Genomic DNA, 15,294 nt, shown 5'->3' on the forward strand with positions numbered 1-15,294 from the left:
TTGCTGGAATGCTCCGGACCATGCACGCCATAAAAAACGTGCACCGACCCTATTCCCTTCTGGCTCGATCCGACATCGGCCAGGTTATGCAAAAAAAGCATGGCACCATCGGCATTCGGAATTGGCCAGCCGGCACCGCCCTCGCCTACAGTGCGCCCTGTCCCTTACCACAACACGACAACGACAAAACCCATGATTACTCGTAGCGAACACGACTTGCTCGGCGACCGCGACGTACCGGCCGATGCTTACTGGGGCGTGCATACCCTGCGCGCCATCGAGAACTTCCCGATCACCGGCCAGACCATCGCCGGCTACGCCAACCTGATCACGGCGCTGGCCGCCATCAAGCAGGCCGCCGCGCTGAGCAACCGCGAGCTGGGCCTGCTGGAAGCAAACCGCGCCGACGCCATCGTCGCCGCCTGCGAGGAAATCCGCGCCGGCAAGCTGCACGAGCAGTTCGTGGTGGACGTGATCCAGGGCGGTGCCGGCACCTCGACCAACATGAACGCCAACGAGGTGATCGCCAACCGCGCGCTGGAGCTGATGGGCCACGCCAAGGGCGAGTACCGTCACCTGCACCCCAACGAGCACGTCAACCTGTGCCAGAGCACCAACGACGTCTACCCGACCTCGCTGCGCCTGGCCACCTACTGGGGCGTGCAGCAGTTGCTGGCCGCAATGGCCGAGCTGCGCCAGGCGTTTGCCGCCAAGGCCGAGGAATTCGGCGACGTGCTGAAGATGGGGCGTACCCAGCTGCAGGACGCGGTGCCGATGACGCTGGGCCAGGAATTCCAAACCTACGCGGTGATGCTGGGCGAGGACGAACTGCGCCTGCAGGAAGCGTCGCGCCTGATGCTCGAGATCAACCTCGGCGCCACCGCCATCGGCACCGGCATCTGCGCCCACCCGGAATACGTCCCCCTGGTGTGCCGCCAGCTGTCGGCGCTGACCGGCCTGGAGCTGATCACCTCGCCCAACCTGATCGAAGCCACCCAGGATTGCGGCGCCTTCGTGCAGCTCTCGGGCGTGCTCAAGCGCGTGGCGGTCAAGCTCTCCAAGACCTGCAACGACTTGCGCCTGCTGTCGTCCGGCCCGCGCGCCGGCTTGGGCGAAATCAACCTGCCGGCACGCCAGGCCGGCTCGTCGATCATGCCGGGCAAGGTCAACCCGGTGATTCCGGAAGTGGTGACCCAGGTCGCCTACGAAGTGATCGGCAACGACCTCACCGTGACCATGGCGGCCGAAGCCGGCCAGCTGCAATTGAATGCGTTCGAGCCGGTCATCGCCTACAGCCTGTTCCGTAGCGTGAACCACCTGACCCAGGCCTGCCGCACGCTGTCCGACAACTGCGTCAAGGGCATCACCGCCAACCGCGACTACCTGCGCAGCCAGGTGGAAAACTCGATCGGCCTGGTCACCGCGCTCAACCCCTACATCGGCTACGCCGCGGCCACCGAAGTGGCGGCCGAAGCGCATGCCAGCGGCGGCGGCGTCTACGACATCGTGCTGAAACGCGGCCTGATGAGCCGCGACCAGCTCGACGCCGTGCTCAACCCGGCCGCGCTGACCCAACCGCGCTGGGTCACGCTGTAACCAACATCTCCTTGGATGGAGTGTGAAGCGACCTGCCTCCATGGCAGAAACTTGCAGGGTTGCCCTCGGGGGCAACCCTTTTTTTTTTATCCGGCGGATGGCACAGACGCGGCAGCCCCAGCCAGCGGACAGAAAGAACCCAGGCCGATGGTTACAGCAGCACGCCGCTGGCGTCCGGCTGCGGCGCGGTGGTCAAGGGCTCGTCCAGCAGCATCAGCAGGTTGCTTTCGATGGTGTGGCACAGCGCGTTGAGCGGCAGGTCGTTGGGCAGGGTATCGAACGGGTCCTCGATCTGGTCGCCCAGCGTGTCGAGGCCGAAGAAGGTGTATGACACGATGCCCACCACCAGCGGCGTCATCACCCCGACGCTGTCCACCAGGCCGAACGGCAACAGGTAGCAGTACAGGTGCACGGTGCGGTGCAGCAGCAGGATGTAGGCGTAGGGAATCGGGGTGTGGCGGATGCGCTCGCAGCCGCCGAAGGCGTGCGACAGCAGCGAGATCTGCTCGTCGATGTTGGCCAGCAGCTGCGGCGACAACCGTCCTGCACGGCCCAGCGCGGCGTAGGCGGCACCGATGCGCTCCAGCAGCATGTTGGGGCGGTTGGGCTGCGCCAGCACCGCGGCGCACTCCGCGGCCGGCAGCAGCCGGGCCAGGTCGGCCGACGGATCGCTGCCGCGCAGCTGGTGGCGCAGGACATGGGCGAACGCCGCCAGCCGGTACAGCAGGACTTTCTTCTCTTCCGCCTCGATATGGTCGACCAGCGTCAGCGTCTGGCGGCCGAGGTTGCGCGTCACCACCAGCACTTCGCCCCACAGCTTGCGCGCTTCCCAGAAGCGGTCGTAGCTGACGTGGTTGCGAAAGCCGAGGAAGATCGCCAAGGTCAGGCCAATCAGCGAAAACGGCGTTGGCGTCAGCGTGACCTTGAGCGGCCCCAGCGTGCCGTGCACCACCGTCACCAGCAGCGCGACACAGACGGTGAACAGCACGCGGCGCCACACCACCGGCACCACCGAACCGCGCATCGAAAATAACAGGGAGAACGTGGAGGGCGAAGCAGGGCGGACGATCATGGCGGGTTCGGTGGGCAAAGCGCCATTCTAGCCCCTGATCGCCTTTTCGTGCAGTGCAACATTGGTCGCATTGACCATCCACCGCCGCTCCACAGCTTACCCTCAGGCCATCCACAGAGTTGTCCACAGCCTAGGGCTGGGGCATTCAGGTTGGCCGAAGACGCAGGGCAACGCGCTTCGGCCAACCTGGCGAGACAGCCGTTACTGCGCGCTCCAGCCGCCGTCGATCGGCAGCGCCACCCCGGTCAGGTTGTGCGCCCAGTCGGCGCAGAGCATCGCCACCGCCTCACCGATGTCGGACGGCTGGCTCATGCGCCCGGACGGCTGCTTGTCCAGTACCAGCGCCTTGAGGCCGGCGTCGCGGTCGCCGCCGAAGGCGGCCGCGCGCGCCTGGATCTGCGGCTCGATCAGCGCGGTCTCCACCCAGCCCGGGCAGATCGCGTTCACCGTCACCCCGCTCTGCGCGTACTCCAGCGCCGCCACCTTGGTCAGCCCGACCAGACCGAACTTGCTCGCCACGTACGGCGCCTTGTTGACCGAGGCCACCAGCCCGTGCACCGAGGCGATGTTGACCACGCGCCCCCAGCCGCGCCCCGCCATACCGGGCAGCAGCGCCTGCATCAGGAAGAACGCGGCGGACAGGTTGACGGCGAGGATGGCCTGCCACACCTCAGCCGGCATCGCCGCCACGCTCGCGGTGTGCTGCATGCCGGCGTTGTTGACCAGCACGTCGACGGGACGCCAGCGCTGCACGGCTTCGGCCAACCCCTGCACCGCGGCGGGGTCGCGCAGGTCGCCGCCGAAGAACGCGGCCTCGGCCGCCCCGGCCTGGCGCACCACCGCCAGCGCCTCGTCACGCAGCTCGGGAGTGGCCAGGCCATGCAGGCCGATGGCCCAGCCGTTGGCGGCGAGCCGGCTGGCGACGGCCAGGCCGATGCCGGAAGTGGAACCGGTGATGAAGGCGGTGCGGGTCATGGACGATCTCCTCTCGTGGCTATGGCTCAAGCTTAGCCGCTATCGCGCCAGTGGCTAAGCGGGGGCCGCGCCATGGCTGCATGGCGCGGCCGGACGGCGCCGGCCAAGGCAAGAAAAAACGCGCCCGATGCAGCATCGGGCGCGTTGTTGTGGCGCTCAGGTCAAGCCCGCTGACTCGGCGGTGACCGGCCTCTCAGGCCAGCCGGCCGTGGCACTGCTTGTACTTCTGGCCGCTGCCGCACGGGCACGGATCGTTGCGGCCGATGCGCAGGCCCTGCGCCGCCAGTGCCGCCGGCGCGTACGGGTTGTTCTCGTCGTCCGTCGCGGCCAGTGCCGAACCCGGTTCGGCGTGCTGCAGTTCGAGGTCCGACGGCTCGTGCGGCTCGACCGCGTCCATGTCTTCCTGGGTGCGGATCTGCACCGTCATCAGCACGCTGACCACGCTCTTCTTGATGCGCTCCAGCATGTCGGCAAACAGCTCGAAGGCCTCGCGCTTGTACTCCTGCTTGGGGTTCTTCTGGGCGTAGCCGCGCAGGTGGATGCCCTGGCGCAGGTGGTCCATCGACGACAGGTGCTCGCGCCAGTGGTTGTCCAGCATCTGCAGCACCAGCGAGCGCTCGAACTGACGCATCGCCGACTCGCCGGCCAGCTCGACCTTGGCCTGGTAGATCGCCTCGGCCTGCTTGATGATGCGTTCGCGGATCTCCGGGATGTCGAGGTTCGGCTCGGCCTTGAGCCAGTCCGCCACCGAGGCCTCGAGCTGGTACTCGCTCTCCAGGGTCTTTTCCAGCCCCGGCAGGTCCCACTGCTCTTCCATCGATTCCGGCGGCAGGTGCAGGTCGACCAGGTCGGACAGCACGCCCTCGCGCATATTGGTGACGATGGCGCTGACGTCTTCCTCGTCGAGGATTTCGTTGCGCTGCTGGTAGATCACCTTGCGCTGGTCGTTGGCGACGTCGTCGTACTCCAGCAACTGCTTGCGGATGTCGAAGTTGCGGCCTTCCACCTTGCGCTGGGCGTTCTCGATGGAACGGCTCACCCAGGGGTGTTCGATGGCTTCGCCCACCGGCATCTTCAGGCGCTCCATGATCGCCGACACGCGGTCGGAGGCGAAGATGCGCAGCAACGGGTCTTCCAGGCTGAGGTAGAAGCGCGAGGAACCCGGGTCGCCCTGGCGGCCGGAACGGCCGCGCAGCTGGTTGTCGATGCGGCGCGATTCGTGGCGTTCAGTGCCGACGATGTGCAGGCCGCCGGCGCCCAGCACCTGTTCGTGGCGCAGCGACCATTCGCTGCGGATGGCGGCGATGCGCGCGGTCCGGTCCTGCTCGGACAGGCTCTCGTCGTTCTCGACCGCGCGGATTTCCGGTTCCGGATTGCCGCCCAGCACGATGTCGGTACCGCGACCGGCCATGTTGGTGGCGACGGTGATCACGCCGGGACGGCCGGCCTGCACCACGATGTCGGCTTCGCGCGCGTGTTCCTTGGCGTTCAGCACGTTGTGCGGCAGCTTGGCCTGGGTCAGCAGGGCGGCGATCAGTTCCGAGTTTTCAATGGATGTCGTGCCGACCAGCGCCGGCTGGCCGCGCTCGTGGCAGTCCTTGATGTCGGCCAGGATGGCGTCGTACTTCTCCTGCGCGGTGCGGTAGACCTTGTCGTGCGCGTCCAGGCGGACCATCGGCTTGTTGGTCGGAATCACCACGGTTTCCAGGTTGTAGATGCTCTGGAACTCGAACGCCTCGGTGTCGGCGGTGCCGGTCATGCCGGACAGCTTGCCGTACAGGCGGAAGTAATTCTGGAAGGTGATCGAGGCCAGCGTCTGGTTCTCGCGGTTCACCGTCACGCCTTCCTTGGCTTCGACGGCCTGGTGCAGGCCCTCGGACCAGCGGCGGCCCGGCATCAGGCGGCCGGTGAATTCGTCGACGATGATGATCTCGCCGTCCTGCACCACGTAGTGCTGGTCGCGGTGATACAGCGCGTGGCCGCGCAGCGCGGCCATCAGGTGGTGCATCAGCGTGATGTTGGTGGCCGAGTACAGGCTATCGCCTTCCTTCAACAGGCCCATCTGGGTCAGGATCTCTTCGGAACGCTCGTGACCGCGCTCGGACAGCAACACCGAATGCGCCTTCTCGTCCACCCAGTAGTCGCCCTCGCCCTCTTCTTCCTGCTGGCGCTCGAGGAGCGGCGGCACCGCGTTCATGCGCTGGTACATCTCGACGTTGTCTTCGGCCGGGCCGGAGATGATCAGCGGCGTGCGCGCCTCGTCGATCAGGATCGAGTCGACCTCGTCGACCACGGCGAAGGCCAGCTTCTTCTGCACCTTCTCCTCGGTGCTGAACACCATGTTGTCGCGCAGGTAGTCGAAGCCGAATTCGTTGTTGGTACCGTAGGTGATGTCGGCGGCGTAGGCTTCCTGCTTCAGATGGTGCGGCATCTGCGACAGGTTCACGCCCACGGTCAGGCCGAGGAAGTTGTACAGCTTGGCCATGATGCCGGCATCGCGGCTGGCCAGGTAGTCGTTGACCGTCACCACGTGCACGCCGTTGCCGGTGAGCGCGTTGAGGTAGGACGGCAGCGTGGCGACCAGGGTCTTGCCCTCGCCGGTGCGCATCTCGGCGATCTTGCCGTCGTTGAGCACCATGCCGCCGATCAGCTGCACGTCGAAGTGGCGCATGCCCAGCACGCGGCGCGAGGCCTCGCGGCACACCGCGAAGGCTTCCGGCAGCAGCGCGTCGAGGCCTTCCCCGCCGGCGAGGCGCTGGCGGAAGTGCGGGGTCTTGCCGGCGAGGTCTTCGTCCGACAGCGCGCGCAGGCCGTCTTCCAGCGCGTTGATACGGGCCACTACCTGGCGGTATTGCTTCAGCAGCCGGTCGTTACGGCTACCGAACACTTTCTTGAGAAGCGTGGAAATCATCGGTTTTCGAATCCAGAGGCCAAGCGGGCCGGAAAAATGGGGAAAAGTGTAGCACAAGCACTGACCACGTAATGGGGGCAAAGTTGTGGCGCGTCAAGGGAACCCCGGAAAAACCGGCCGGGCGCGCCGCGAATCGCCCATCATGGCGGCAATCGGCTAGAATTCGCGCCATGAGCAGTCTTTCTTTCCGCGATATCGCCCGCCAGGACAGCCGCCTGTCGCGCCTGGCCAGCGAGGCCAAGGCGCTGATGGCGCTGGACACGGCGTTTCGCCGCCTGCTGCCGGCGCCCCTCTCCGACTACTGCCGCGCGGTGCGCATCCGCGACGGCGAGCTGGTGGTGTACGCCGACAACGGCGTGGTGGCGGCGCGGCTGAAGATGATCGGCCCGGGCCTGCTGCCGGCGCTGACCGACCGCGGCTACCCGGCGAGCCGGATTCGCGTCAAGGTCGACATCCGCTTCAAGCCGCCGGTCAAGCCGGTCAAGACGCTGGCGATCAGCCCGGCGGCGCTCGAGCGCATCGAGGAAGCTGCCGCCAGCGTCAGCAACCCGCTGGTGAGCGCGGCGCTGTCGCGACTGCTGGCGCACCACCGCCGCGGCTGAGTCCTTCCGCCCCTCGCCGCCTTCCCGCCGACCAGACCGCCCCCTTGACCTGCGTCAACCGGCACGTCGCCCGCGCATGCCAAAATCATTTTCTTTATTTGCTTTAGGCTGCTTCAAGAAAATGAACCATCTCCGTATCGGCCAACGGCTGGCGCTCGGCTTCGGCGGCATGACGCTGCTGGTGGCCCTGCTGCTGGCAGTCCAGCTCACCGGCCTGAGCCGGCTGCGCGACCATCTCGACGAGGTGGCGCTCGACCACAACCGTACCGTCGAGCTGACCACCCGCCTTACCTACAACCTGCAAAGCCAGCGCACCGTCTACCGCGACGCCGTGATGTTCCCGGATGCCGCCAGTAAGCGCCAGGCCGTCGGCAAGATGGCCACGGCGCGCCGCGATTACGATGCCACGCTGCAGCAGCTGGAACAGCACTGGCAGCGCTACGTCCCCGGCGCCGCGGAGCGGGCACTGCTGGAGCAGGCGGCCCGCCAGCGCCGCCAGGCCGAACCGGTGATCGACCGCATGATGCAGCTCGGGCTCGCCAACGACGTGCCCGGCGCCATCGCGGTGATGAACGCGCAGCTGATCCCCGCCGTGCGCCCGTGGCGCGAGGCGCTGGAAGCGCTGATCGCCGCGGAACAGGCCAGGACACGCGCCGCGCTGGACGATGCCGCCCGGGCCTACGCCCAGGCCAAATGGATCGGCCTTGGCGCCGGCGGCGGCATCATCCTGCTGAGCCTGCTGGCCGGCTGGCTGATCACCCGCGGCATCACGGTGCCGATGCGGCGCATGGTCGGCGCGGTACGCGCCATCGCCGGCGGCGACCTCAGTGTCACGCTGCCGCCCGGAGGACGCGACGAGACCGGCCAGGTGCTGGGCGCCATGCAGCAGATGAGCGGCAACCTCGCCAGCAGCGTGGCGACGGTGCAACACAGCGCCGGCGAGCTGGAACGGCTGGCCGAGACGCTGGCGCAGATGTCGGCGCAGCTCCTGGGCGCGGCACGCGAGCAGTCGCGCGCCTCAGCCGAGTCGGCCGGTTCCATCGAGGAACTGTCGGTCAGTGTGGCCTCGGTGGCCGACGTCAGCGACGCCATGCACCAGGCGGCGGACCACGCGCTGGCGAGCAGCCGTCAGGGCACGGCGCAGCTCGCCACGCTGGTGGACGAGGTGGGGCGGGTGGAAGCGGTGGTGGGCCGCACCGCCGAGCTGGTCGGCGCCTTCCTCGCCAAGAGCCGCGACATCGCCGGCATGACCAGCGAGGTGCGCGACATCGCCGACCAGACCAACCTGCTGGCGCTCAACGCCGCGATCGAGGCGGCGCGCGCCGGCGAGCAGGGGCGCGGCTTCGCCGTGGTGGCCGACGAGGTGCGCAAGCTGGCGGAAAAGTCGGCGGCGTCGGCCAACGAAATCGACCGCGTCACGCTGCTGCTCGACAGCCAGTCGCACACCCTGGAAGCATCCATCGCCGAAGGCCTGGCGGCGCTGGCGAACAGCCGCCGTTACGTCGAGAGCGTGGGCGACGGCCTCAAGAGCAGCGAGACCGCGGCGCAAGCCTCGCTCGACCAGGCGCAGGGCATCGCTAGCGCGATGCAGCAACAGCACGTCGCCAGCCGCGACATCGCCGGCAGCATGGAGTGCGTGGCCGGTGCCGCCGAGCAGAGCGCGGCGGTGGCGGAAAACCTCGCCGGCGGCGTCACGCAGCTGGTCGAACTGGCGCACCAGCTCGGCCACAGCGTACGGCGCTTCCGCGTCTGAGCCTTTCCCTTCCCCCGCCTCCCGCCCCCGGTCACGCCGGGGGTTTTTTCTTGGCGCCGCGCCGCCGGCCACCGGCAAGCCGGCCCGACGGCGGAGTAATACGGAAGTGGTGGACAGCCGGGCGCGCGCTTGAGGTATGCTGTACGGCAAGCGGTTTTAAACATGCGGCACGCATCTTTAAAACCGTTTGCCTATTGGACCCACCATGCTCACCCTCACCCCGCACCCGCTGCGCCGCGTGCTCAACGACGAGGCGCACGCCCGCCCGTACGCCTCGATTCCGTCGCCGGCACGGCTCACCTCGCTGACCCTGTACTACGACTACGACGACGCCAGCCAGCGCGAGGCACTGGCCGAGCTGGCCCAGATGCTGGCCCTGCCGGCCCCGCTCGGCCACGCCGCGCACTACACCGCGAATGCCGGCGACCTGACGGTGCGCTGGTCGCTGCACGCCGAGTTCGCGCGCTACACCTTCATCCTCTCCGGCGATTTTTCCGAGCCCTTCGACCGCACCGCGCTCGACCGCCTGCCCTCGAGCTGGCTCGACCGCCTGCCCGGCACGGTGCTGGTGGCGCTGCACGCGGTGCTGCTCAAGGGCGCGTCGGCCAGCACCCCGGACGAGATCGCGGCGCGCTGGTTTGGCGGCGGCGAGCTGATCGGTTCGCGCATCGGCGACGGCAACGGCATCGCCTACACCGACCTGCAGCTGCACCCCGACCCGCGCCTGCCGGAGGGTTTCTCGCGCTACGTGGTGCTGGACGAGGAGATGGGGCCGAACCAGTCCGGACGCATGCTGCAGCGCCTGTTCGAGATCGAGACCTACCGCATGCTGGCGCTTTTGGCGCTGCCCATCGCCAAGGAGCAGATGCGCGAACTCGACCGGCTCGACGTGGTGTTGCGCTCGCTGACCGAGCGCATGGGCAAGCCGGACAGCCGCGACGCCCAGCTGCTGACCGAGCTGGAAGACCTCTCCACCCGCGCCGAGCAGCTGATCTCGGAGAGTCAGTACCGCATTTCCGCCACGCGCGCCTACTACTCGCTGGTGGAGCGCCGCATCGGCGAGCTGCGCGAGAGCCGCCTGCCCGGCATGCAGCCGTTCCACGAATTCATGGAACGGCGCATGGCGCCGGCGATGGGCACCTGCGACACCGTGGTGAAGCGCCAGGACCGCCTCACCGACCGCCTGCAGCGCAGCACCGCGCTGCTGCGCACCCGCGTCGAGGTGCTGCACGAGGAACAGAACCGCGCCTTGCTCGCCAGCATGGACCGCCGCGCCGCGATGCAGCTGCGCCTGCAGGAAACGGTGGAAGGGCTGTCGGTGGGGGTGCTGACCTACTACATCGTGAGCCTGCTGTCTTACCTGCTCAAGGCCATCAAGGCCGCCGGCGTGCACCTCAACACCGAATTGGCCACCGGCATCGCCATCCCCATCGTGGCGGCGGCGGTGTGGTACGGCGTGCGCAAGGTGCGCGACGGGCTGGGGCACTGAGGCGCCGCTGGCGCCACAAAACCTGCCCTGATGCCAGCGGCGGAGCGGCCCTCGCTGCGCCACCCGCCACCGGCTCCCCACCGAGGTTGGCCGAAGCCTTCGGCCAACCCCGCCCGGCCCCGGCCGCCGTCATCGTGCTGCAACAGCGGCACTCTACACTCGCCGACTTCACCCCCTGCCGCGAGACCGTCCGATGCTGTCACCCGCCCTGCCCGTCGCCCGTCCCGACTTCTACCTGGCCCCCGGCGCCGCTACGCCGGAAGTCGATTTCCGCTTCCACAGCGGCCGCCTGCTGCTGCGCGGGGTGAGCTGCCCGGAAGACGCCGCCGTCTTCTACGACCGGCTGTTCCGGCCGCTGACCCCGTACCTGGCCAACCTCGACCACGGTGAGGTGGCCTTGACGCTGGCGCTGACCCGGCTCGACGCCGACAGCGCCAACCAGCTCCTGACTCTGGCCGACCTGCTCAACAATGCCCAGGCCAAGGGCAGCCGCGTACACTGCCACGTGTTTCACGACGAGGACGACGCCCGGCTGCAGGCGTTCCACCGCGTGCTGGCGCACGAGTTTCCCGGCCTGCTGGCCGCGCCGCTGGCGCAGGTGGCGTAGGCATAAAAAACGGCCGTCGGCCCGAAGGCGGACGGCCCAGTGGTGACGCACACGCCACCCTCGAAAGGGCTCAGGCTCTGGTGATGGCCTGACGCACTTGTTCCAGACTCGCCGGATCGTCCAGCGTGGTCAGATCGCCCGGATCGCGCCCCTCGGCAATGGCCTGGATCGAGCGGCGCAGCACCTTGCCGGAGCGGGTCTTGGGCAACTGGTTGACGAAGAACACCCGCGCCGGGTTGGCGATCGCGCCCAACTCGTGCGCGACACGGGCGATCACTTCCTTCTCCAGCGCGCTGCGGCGCACCGGGTCGGCCAGCATGCTCGGGTCGCGCACCACGGCAAAGGCCTGCGGCACCTGCCCCTTGAGCGCGTCGGCCACCCCCACCACCGCCACCTCGGCGATGGCGCCGTGACCGGATACCGCCTCCTCGATCTCGCGCGTGCCGAGACGATGGCCGGCGACGTTGATCACGTCGTCGGTGCGGCCGAGGATGGTGATGTAGCCGTCGGCGTCGCGCACCCCCCAGTCGAACGAGGAATACAGCAGCCGATCGGCGAAGCCGCCGAAGTAGGTGTTGAGGAAGCGCTCGTCCTGCCCCCACACCGTGCTCAGGCAACCCGGCGGCAGCGGCGGCATGATGGCGATCACGCCCTTCTCGCCGACCCCGACCTCCTCGCCGCTGGCCTCGTCGACCAGCTTGAGGTTGTAGCCGTACACCGGCAGGCCGGGGCTGCCGACCTTGACCGCCTGCGGCGCCACGCCGTTGCACACGGAGAGCATCGGCCAGCCGGTCTCGGTCTGCCAGTAGTTGTCGATCACCGGCACCTTGAGCTCGCCGGCGATCCAGTTGGCGGTCGGCTCGTCCAGCGGCTCGCCGGCGAGGAACAGCGCCTTGAGGCTGGAGAGGTCGTGGCGGTGCAGGTAGGCCGGGTCCTGCTTCTTCAGCACGCGGATCGCCGTCGGCGCCGAGAACATCACCGAGACGCGGTACTTTTCCACGAGCTGCCACCAGATCGCCGGATCGGGGTTGGTCGGCAGACCCTCGTACACCAGCGTCGCCATGCCGGCGATGAGCGGGCCGTAGACGATGTAGGAATGCCCCACCACCCAGCCGATGTCCGAGGTAGAGAAGAAGGTCTCGCCGGCCGCGCCGCCGTAGATGTAGTCCATGCTCGCCGCCAGCGCCACGGCGTAGCCGCCGGTGTCGCGCTCGACCCCCTTCGGCTTGCCGGTGGTGCCGGAGGTATAGAGGATGTAGCTAGGATGGCTCGATTCCACCCACGTCACCTCGGCGCGGTCGTCCAGGTGCCGGGCGCGCAGCGTGGCGTAGTCGAGGTCGCGCCCCGGCTTCATCATCGGCGCTTCGGCCAGGCCGCGGTTGACCAGGATCACCTTGCCCGGCGCCGCCGCCCCGGCCAGCTCCAGCGCCTCGTCCACCAGCGGCTTGTAGGCGATCACCTTGCCGCCGCGCATGCCGGCGTCGGCGGTCACCATCACCTTGGGCTGGGCATCCTCGATGCGCGCCGCCAGGCTGGCCGAGGCGAAACCGCCAAACACCACCGAATGCACCGCCCCCAGCCGCACCGTGGCCAGCATCGCGAATACCGCCTCGGCGATCATCGGCATGTAGATCAGCACGCGGTCGCCCTTGCCCACCCCTTGCGCCTGCAGGATGGCGGCAAAGCGCGCCACTTCCTCTTGCAGTTCGGCGAAGCTGTAAACCCGTTCCTCTCCGGTCTCGCTCGAGACGTAGATCAAGGCCGCCTGATCGCCCCGCCCGGCCACGTGCCGGTCCACCGCGTTGTGACAGAGGTTGGTCTCGCCACCGACGAACCAGCGCCGAAACGGCGGCTTGTCGTAAGCCAGCACCTTGTCGTAGGGACGGTGCCAGTCGATGCGAGCCGCCTCGCGCCCCCAGAAAACCTCGGGCTGATCGATGGACTGGCGATGAAAATCGCGGTATGCGGTCATGCGGTCTCTCCTCCGTGCCGGCGTCTGGCGCGCCGTTGTGCGTAATGACGACAAATTCAACCAAGCGGTTGCTCGAATATCACCTTACCCCACACTCACAGCAGGGTCAAACGATTCCGCAAGACGCTGTTTTTCCGCCGCAACAGCCACCCTCGCCCTTGCCGCACTGGCACGGCCTTGCCGCTTTGCGGTAATCTCGACGCATTCCCATCAAGATTTCGCAGGACCCCGAACCATGGACGTCAAGGACTACATGCAACGCGTCGGCCGTGCCGCCCGCGCCGCCAGCCGCGCCATCGCCCGCGCCGACACCCTCCAGAAAAACAAGGCCTTGCTGGCCATGGCCGACGCCGTCGAACGCGACAGCGAGCAGCTCATCGCCGCCAACATGCTCGACCTCGAAGCCGCGCGCCAGAACGGCCTGGAAGAGGCCTTCATCGACCGCCTGACGCTGTCGGACAAGACCATCCACGGCATGGCCGAGGGCCTGCGCCAGATCGCCGCGCTGCCCGACCCGGTGGGCGAGATGGACGACTTCACCTATCGCCCGTCCGGCATCCAGCTGGGCAAGATGCGCGTGCCGCTGGGCGTTATCGGCATCATCTATGAGGCCCGCCCCAACGTCACCGCCGACGCAGCCGGGCTGTGCCTGAAATCGGGCAACGCCACCATCCTGCGCGGCGGCTCGGAAGCCTTCCACAGCAACCAGGCCATCGCCCGCTGCGTGCACGAAGGGCTGCGCCTGGCCGGCCTGCCGGCCGAGGCGGTGCAGGTGATCGAAACCACCGACCGCGCCGCGGTGGGCGAACTCATCACCATGCCCGAGTACGTCGACGTGATCGTGCCGCGCGGCGGCAAGGGGCTGATCGCGCGCATCAGCCAGGACGCGCGCGTGCCGGTGATCAAGCACCTGGACGGCAACTGCCACGTCTACGTCGACGACACCGCCAACCCGGACAAGGCCGTGGCCATCGTGGTCAACGCCAAGACCCAGCGTTACGCGCCGTGCAACACCATGGAGACGCTGCTGGTGCACGAGGCGTCCGCCGCATTCATGCTGCCGAAGCTGGCCGCCCCGCTGTGGGAAAAAGGCGTGGAGCTGCGCGGCTGCGAACGCACCCGCATCATCCTCGGCGACCAGGTGGTGCCGGCGACCGAGGACGACTGGTACGCCGAATACTCGGCGCCGATCCTGGCGGTCAAGGTGGTGAAGGACCTCGACGAGGCGATCCAGCACATCAACGACTACGGCAGCCACCACACCGACGCCATCGTCAGCGAGGACTACAGCCGCACCCGCCGCTTCCTGCGCGAGGTGGATTCGGCCAGCGTCATGGTCAACGCCAGCACACGCTTCGCCGACGGCTTCGAGTACGGGCTGGGCGCCGAGATCGGCATCTCCACCGACAAGATCCACGCGCGCGGCCCGGTCGGCCTGCACGGCCTGACCAGCCAGAAGTGGGTAGTGCTGGGCGACGGCCAGGTGCGCAGCTGAGGGTTGGTTTAAGTGGGAAACGAGAAAGCGGGCTGCGGCCCGCTTTTTTGTTGTGACCGCTAACAGCGGCTAACCAATGACATTCATCCTTTCAATGGCACCATTGCTGTTCGCAGGGCACGCCGTCGTTGTTGCCGTCCATCTTCACGCCAGGACAATTTTTCAGGAAGAACGTGGCTTCCTCGCAGGAGGTCATTTGTGAACAATGGGTCCGGCCATCGCAGGTAAACCTTGACGCTGTCGTCGATGGGCCTTTCCACAAGGTACCGTCCTGCCTGGACTCGCTCGCTTCGGCAACGACGGCTCCGTTGGCGGCTAGGGTATATGCCTGATACTTGCCATACCCTTTCCAGCCGAGAAAGCCGATCAACAGCAGGACAATGAGTTTTTTCATGAGCAATTCCCAAATGGGATAACCCGATCATCATATATCAAATACAGCAATCCTCTACCCAGATCAAGTTGGCCGAAGCCTCGGAAAGCCGGCCGTCAGCCCATCTCTTGGCTTTCGCTCATCCACTCACGCTAAGTAAGAGATACTCCTGCCTAACCGCTTTGCCGTGGCCAGTGCCGCGCCGAAAAACACGAATGTTGCGCCACCGACTGTGTTGATCGCGCGACCGCCTCTTTCGGAAGTGAGCCAGCTCTTTGCGCGTCGAGCAAAGAAGGCGTAGAGACAATGAATGATCACGACCAGCGAGCTATACGTGAGCACCAACGCAAAGAACTGCGCGGCGTAGTGATTGGACAGGTCGATGAATTGCGGGAACACCGAAAGAAAGAAAAAGATGGCCTTGGGGTTGGTGAGTTGCAAGAACAGCC

General features: G+C 67.2%; 12 protein-coding genes. 6 read left to right on the forward strand and 6 right to left on the reverse strand.

Annotated elements, in window-relative coordinates; genetic code table 11:
- Positions 1 to 192: 192 nt before the first annotated feature.
- Positions 193 to 1,596: an aspartate ammonia-lyase gene (gene aspA / locus B9N72_RS00440; protein ID WP_085274491.1), complete on the forward strand. Its 1,404-nt coding sequence runs from the start codon at positions 193 to 195 to the stop codon at positions 1,594 to 1,596.
- Positions 1,597 to 1,747: 151 nt separating this feature from the next.
- On the opposite strand, the gene B9N72_RS00445 is transcribed toward aspA, so the two are convergent.
- The 3 genes from B9N72_RS00445 to secA form a co-directional block, all read right to left on the reverse strand.
- Positions 1,748 to 2,668 carry a bestrophin family protein gene (locus B9N72_RS00445; protein WP_085274699.1) on the reverse strand — a complete coding sequence of 307 codons (921 nt, stop codon included), beginning with the start codon at positions 2,666 to 2,668 and terminating at the stop codon, positions 1,748 to 1,750.
- A gap of 201 nt (positions 2,669 to 2,869) precedes the next feature.
- Positions 2,870 to 3,643, reverse strand: coding sequence for a 3-hydroxybutyrate dehydrogenase (locus B9N72_RS00450; RefSeq protein ID WP_085274492.1), 774 nt, complete (start codon positions 3,641 to 3,643; stop codon positions 2,870 to 2,872).
- 193 nt (positions 3,644 to 3,836) lie between these two features.
- Positions 3,837 to 6,554 carry a preprotein translocase subunit SecA gene (gene secA, locus B9N72_RS00455; RefSeq protein WP_085274493.1) on the reverse strand — a complete coding sequence of 906 codons (2,718 nt, stop codon included), beginning with the start codon at positions 6,552 to 6,554 and terminating at the stop codon, positions 3,837 to 3,839.
- 170 nt (positions 6,555 to 6,724) lie between these two features.
- On the opposite strand from secA, the gene B9N72_RS00460 reads away from it, so the two are divergent.
- From B9N72_RS00460 to B9N72_RS00475, 4 genes are all read left to right on the forward strand, one after another.
- Positions 6,725 to 7,156, forward strand: a complete 432-nt coding sequence (locus B9N72_RS00460; protein ID WP_085274494.1) for a DUF721 domain-containing protein — start codon at positions 6,725 to 6,727, stop codon at positions 7,154 to 7,156.
- Positions 7,157 to 7,277: 121 nt separating this feature from the next.
- Positions 7,278 to 8,909, forward strand: coding sequence for a methyl-accepting chemotaxis protein (locus B9N72_RS00465; protein ID WP_085274495.1), 1,632 nt, complete (start codon positions 7,278 to 7,280; stop codon positions 8,907 to 8,909).
- A 205-nt stretch (positions 8,910 to 9,114) separates the two neighbouring features.
- On the forward strand, positions 9,115 to 10,398 hold the full coding sequence (locus B9N72_RS00470) for a DUF3422 family protein (protein ID WP_085274496.1): 1,284 nt from the start codon (positions 9,115 to 9,117) through the stop codon (positions 10,396 to 10,398).
- 193 nt (positions 10,399 to 10,591) lie between these two features.
- A complete protein-coding gene (locus B9N72_RS00475; protein WP_085274497.1) occupies positions 10,592 to 11,005 on the forward strand; it encodes a SiaC family regulatory phosphoprotein in 414 nt (137 codons plus the stop codon).
- A gap of 70 nt (positions 11,006 to 11,075) precedes the next feature.
- Here the strand turns inward: B9N72_RS00475 and B9N72_RS00480 are convergent, their stop codons facing one another.
- A complete protein-coding gene (locus B9N72_RS00480; RefSeq protein WP_327078265.1) occupies positions 11,076 to 13,037 on the reverse strand; it encodes a propionate--CoA ligase in 1,962 nt (653 codons plus the stop codon).
- Between B9N72_RS00480 and B9N72_RS00485 the strand changes: the two genes are divergently transcribed.
- Positions 12,976 to 14,472, forward strand: a complete 1,497-nt coding sequence (locus tag B9N72_RS00485; protein ID WP_268808227.1) for a glutamate-5-semialdehyde dehydrogenase — start codon at positions 12,976 to 12,978, stop codon at positions 14,470 to 14,472. The genes B9N72_RS00480 and B9N72_RS00485 overlap by 62 nt on opposite strands.
- Before the next feature lie 91 nt (positions 14,473 to 14,563).
- Here the strand turns inward: B9N72_RS00485 and B9N72_RS00490 are convergent, their stop codons facing one another.
- Positions 14,564 to 14,866: an excalibur calcium-binding domain-containing protein gene (locus tag B9N72_RS00490; protein ID WP_085274499.1), complete on the reverse strand. Its 303-nt coding sequence runs from the start codon at positions 14,864 to 14,866 to the stop codon at positions 14,564 to 14,566.
- A 126-nt stretch (positions 14,867 to 14,992) separates the two neighbouring features.
- A complete protein-coding gene (locus B9N72_RS00495) occupies positions 14,993 to 15,292 on the reverse strand; it encodes a LysE family translocator (protein ID WP_085274500.1) in 300 nt (99 codons plus the stop codon).
- Positions 15,293 to 15,294: the final 2 nt, after the last annotated feature.

It is taken from the genome of Pseudogulbenkiania subflava DSM 22618 (assembly GCF_900177275.1).
GTDB classification, from domain to species: Bacteria; Pseudomonadota; Gammaproteobacteria; order Burkholderiales; family Chromobacteriaceae; genus Pseudogulbenkiania; species Pseudogulbenkiania subflava.

Coding starts and splice junctions, on each gene's coding strand:
- aspA (WP_085274491.1), top strand. CDS start 193: ATGATTACTCGTAGCGAACACGACTTGCTCGGCGACCGCGACGTACCG.
- B9N72_RS00445 (WP_085274699.1), bottom strand. CDS start 2,668: ATGATCGTCCGCCCTGCTTCGCCCTCCACGTTCTCCCTGTTATTTTCG.
- B9N72_RS00450 (WP_085274492.1), bottom strand. CDS start 3,643: ATGACCCGCACCGCCTTCATCACCGGTTCCACTTCCGGCATCGGCCTG.
- secA (WP_085274493.1), bottom strand. CDS start 6,554: ATGATTTCCACGCTTCTCAAGAAAGTGTTCGGTAGCCGTAACGACCGG.
- B9N72_RS00460 (WP_085274494.1), top strand. CDS start 6,725: ATGAGCAGTCTTTCTTTCCGCGATATCGCCCGCCAGGACAGCCGCCTG.
- B9N72_RS00465 (WP_085274495.1), top strand. CDS start 7,278: ATGAACCATCTCCGTATCGGCCAACGGCTGGCGCTCGGCTTCGGCGGC.
- B9N72_RS00470 (WP_085274496.1), top strand. CDS start 9,115: ATGCTCACCCTCACCCCGCACCCGCTGCGCCGCGTGCTCAACGACGAG.
- B9N72_RS00475 (WP_085274497.1), top strand. CDS start 10,592: ATGCTGTCACCCGCCCTGCCCGTCGCCCGTCCCGACTTCTACCTGGCC.
- B9N72_RS00485 (WP_268808227.1), top strand. CDS start 12,976: ATGCGGTCTCTCCTCCGTGCCGGCGTCTGGCGCGCCGTTGTGCGTAAT.
- B9N72_RS00490 (WP_085274499.1), bottom strand. CDS start 14,866: ATGAAAAAACTCATTGTCCTGCTGTTGATCGGCTTTCTCGGCTGGAAA.